The sequence below is a fragment of the Actinoplanes sp. NPDC051411 genome (genome assembly GCF_040682075.1).
Taxonomy (GTDB): Bacteria; Actinomycetota; Actinomycetes; order Mycobacteriales; family Micromonosporaceae; genus Actinoplanes.
The window spans coordinates 1-2,495 of record NZ_JBFBAD010000275.1; the positions used below are offsets into that span (position 1 = coordinate 1).

A 2,495-nucleotide genomic window follows, 5' to 3' on the forward strand; every position below is an offset into this window, starting at 1 on the left:
CCCCGCGGCCGCCCCGCCCCCCCCCCCGCCCCCACCCCCCCCCCCCGGCCAGGGTGCCGATCACCCCGCCGATTCCGTACGTCCCGACGATGAGTCCCGCCACCGCGGGTGAGGCGCCCCGTCGCGTGGTCAGGTAGAGCGACAGGAACAGGACCGCGAACCCGCCCACCCGGTTGATCAGGATGCCGGTCCAGAGGTACCAGTAGGTCGCGGGCAGGCCTCCGGCGGTGGAGCGAAGCCAGGTTCGCACGTCAGTGGACGGGGGCGTCGGCGACCGGTTCGGCCAGCGCGGGCGGCAGCGGTTCGATGATCGGGGCGGCGTGGGCGGTTTCGAGGCGGGCGACCCGGCGCGCCCGGGACGGGCCGGCCAGCAGGTGGCCGACCGCGACGAGGGTGCACACCCCGAAGCAGCCGAGCCAGAGGGCCGCGTTGCCGAGGTGCTGCTGGGTGAGGCCGCCGAGGATCGGGGCCAGGGCGGTGCCGGCCGACCAGTTGAGCGAGTTGAGCCCCTGGTAGCGGCCGCGCAGTTGGGGTGGGGAGAGCGCGGCGACGGTGGCCGCGTTGGAGGGCGACTGGAGCATTTCGCCGAGGGTCCAGATCACCACGGTGAGGGCGAAGAACCAGGCCGCGTGGGCGAACGCGACCAGGCCGAAGCCGACCCCGATGATCAGCGCGGCGACAGCCAGGACGCGGGACGGGTCGCGGTCGCCGATCAGCTTGGGGACGAACAGCTGGCCGAGCACGATCAGGACGCCGTTGACCGCGATGACCCAGCCGTAGGTGGCGGCCGACAACCCGTCCGCGGTCATCGCGATCGGCAGGGTCGACATGTGCTGCATCATCACGGCGATGCCGCCGAGGCTGATCACCACGTACAGCATGAAGGTGCGGTCCCGCAGGACCGTACCCAATCCGCCGTTGACCTTGGTCTTCTGATCTTTCGCCGGGAGCGCGGGTTTGGTCTCGGCGAGGAAGATCAGGCTCATCACGGCGGTGATCAGGGTCGTGCCGGCGTCGATCGCGAAGAGCAGGAAGTAGTTGGCCTTGGCGGCGAGGCCGGCGCCGACCGAGGAGAGCGCGAAGCCGAGGTTGATCGCCCAGTAGTTGAGCGAATAGGCCCTCACCCGGTCGGCCATGCCGACGACGTCGATCATCATGGCCTGGAACGCCGGGCGGGCCGCCTCGGTGAGGAGGCCGAGCAGGAAAGTGTTGGCGATGATCTGCGGGAAGCTGTGTGCGAAGCCGAGCGCGAGCATCAGCGTGGCCCCGCCGAACTGGGCGATCAGCATCGTCGGCCGGCGCCCCCACCGGTCGGCCAGCACGCCGCCGACCGTGGTGCCGATCGCGCCGCCGACCCCGTAGAGGCCGATGACCAGGCCGGCCTGGCTCTGCGAGAAGCCGCGCGCCCCGGTCAGATAAATCGCCAGGAAGATCACTACGAACGAGCCGAGGCGGTTGATCAGGGTGCCGGTCCAGAGGAACCAGAACTGGCGGGGCAGCCCTCCCGTGGCCGAACGGAACCAGCCTCGCACGCGGCGCCCCCCGTATTAGTAAGCAGTGATCTCGCTCCATTCCCTTACATCGGCGGGCTCGGCGCAACCGGGTTTCCATGTGGCGGTCGACACGTGGGGCCCCCAGCAGGCCCGCAACCGGGCTGCGGCACGATGGAGCCCATGACAGGGACCCTGGTGCTGCTTCGCCACGGCGAAAGCGAATGGAACGCCAAGAACCTCTTCACCGGCTGGGTCGACGTCGACCTGAACGCCAAGGGCGAGGCCGAGGCCCGCCGCGGTGGCGAGTTGCTGAAAGAGGCCGGTCTGCTCCCCGACGTGCTGCACACCAGCGTGCTGCGCCGTGCCATCCAGACCAGCCAGATCGCGCTGCGCGCCCTGGGACGCGAGTGGATCCCGGTGAGCCGCTCGTGGCGGCTCAACGAGCGCCACTACGGCGCCCTGCAGGGCAAGGACAAGAAGCAGACCCTCGAGGCGTACGGCGAGGAGCAGTTCATGCTCTGGCGCCGGTCGTACGACGTGCCCCCGCCCCCGATCGAGCCGGGTGACGAGTTCGCGCAGTTCGACGACCCGCGTTACGCGAACCTGCCGCCCGAGCTCAAGCCGAGGTCGGAGTGCCTCAAGGACGTGCTGGGCCGCACCCTGCCGTACTGGTACGACGCGATCGTGCCCGACCTGATCGCCGGCAAGACGGTGCTGGTCGCGGCGCACGGCAACTCGCTGCGCGCGATCGTCAAGCACCTCGACCAGGTCTCCGACGAGGCGATCGCCAAGCTGAACATCCCGACCGGCATCCCGCTGCGCTACGACCTCGACGCCGACCTGCGTCCGGTCACCAAGGGCGGGGCCTACCTCGACCCGGAGGCCGCCGCCGAGGGTGCCGCGGCCACCGCCGCCCGCGACCTGGTCGACGCCGAATCCGACCAGGTCGTCTGCCTGCACATGCCGCCACTGTTCCGCGCGGTCGGCCGCTGGTACGACGAC

General features: G+C 70.5%; 1 protein-coding gene and 2 pseudogenes. 1 reads left to right on the forward strand and 2 read right to left on the reverse strand.

Annotated elements, in window-relative coordinates:
* Both AB0M88_RS53130 and AB0M88_RS53135 read right to left on the reverse strand, forming a co-directional pair.
* Positions 1 to 250 (reverse strand): annotated as a pseudogene (locus AB0M88_RS53130) (MFS transporter); the annotation flags it as partial.
* A 1-nt stretch (position 251) separates the two neighbouring features.
* The gene (locus AB0M88_RS53135) at positions 252 to 1,532 is read right to left on the reverse strand and encodes an MFS transporter (protein WP_364116278.1); all 1,281 of its coding nucleotides are present in this window, start codon (positions 1,530 to 1,532) and stop codon (positions 252 to 254) included.
* A gap of 141 nt (positions 1,533 to 1,673) precedes the next feature.
* Here AB0M88_RS53135 and AB0M88_RS53140 point away from each other — a divergent pair.
* Positions 1,674 to 2,405, forward strand: a pseudogene (locus AB0M88_RS53140) (phosphoglyceromutase); the annotation flags it as partial.
* Positions 2,406 to 2,495: the final 90 nt, after the last annotated feature.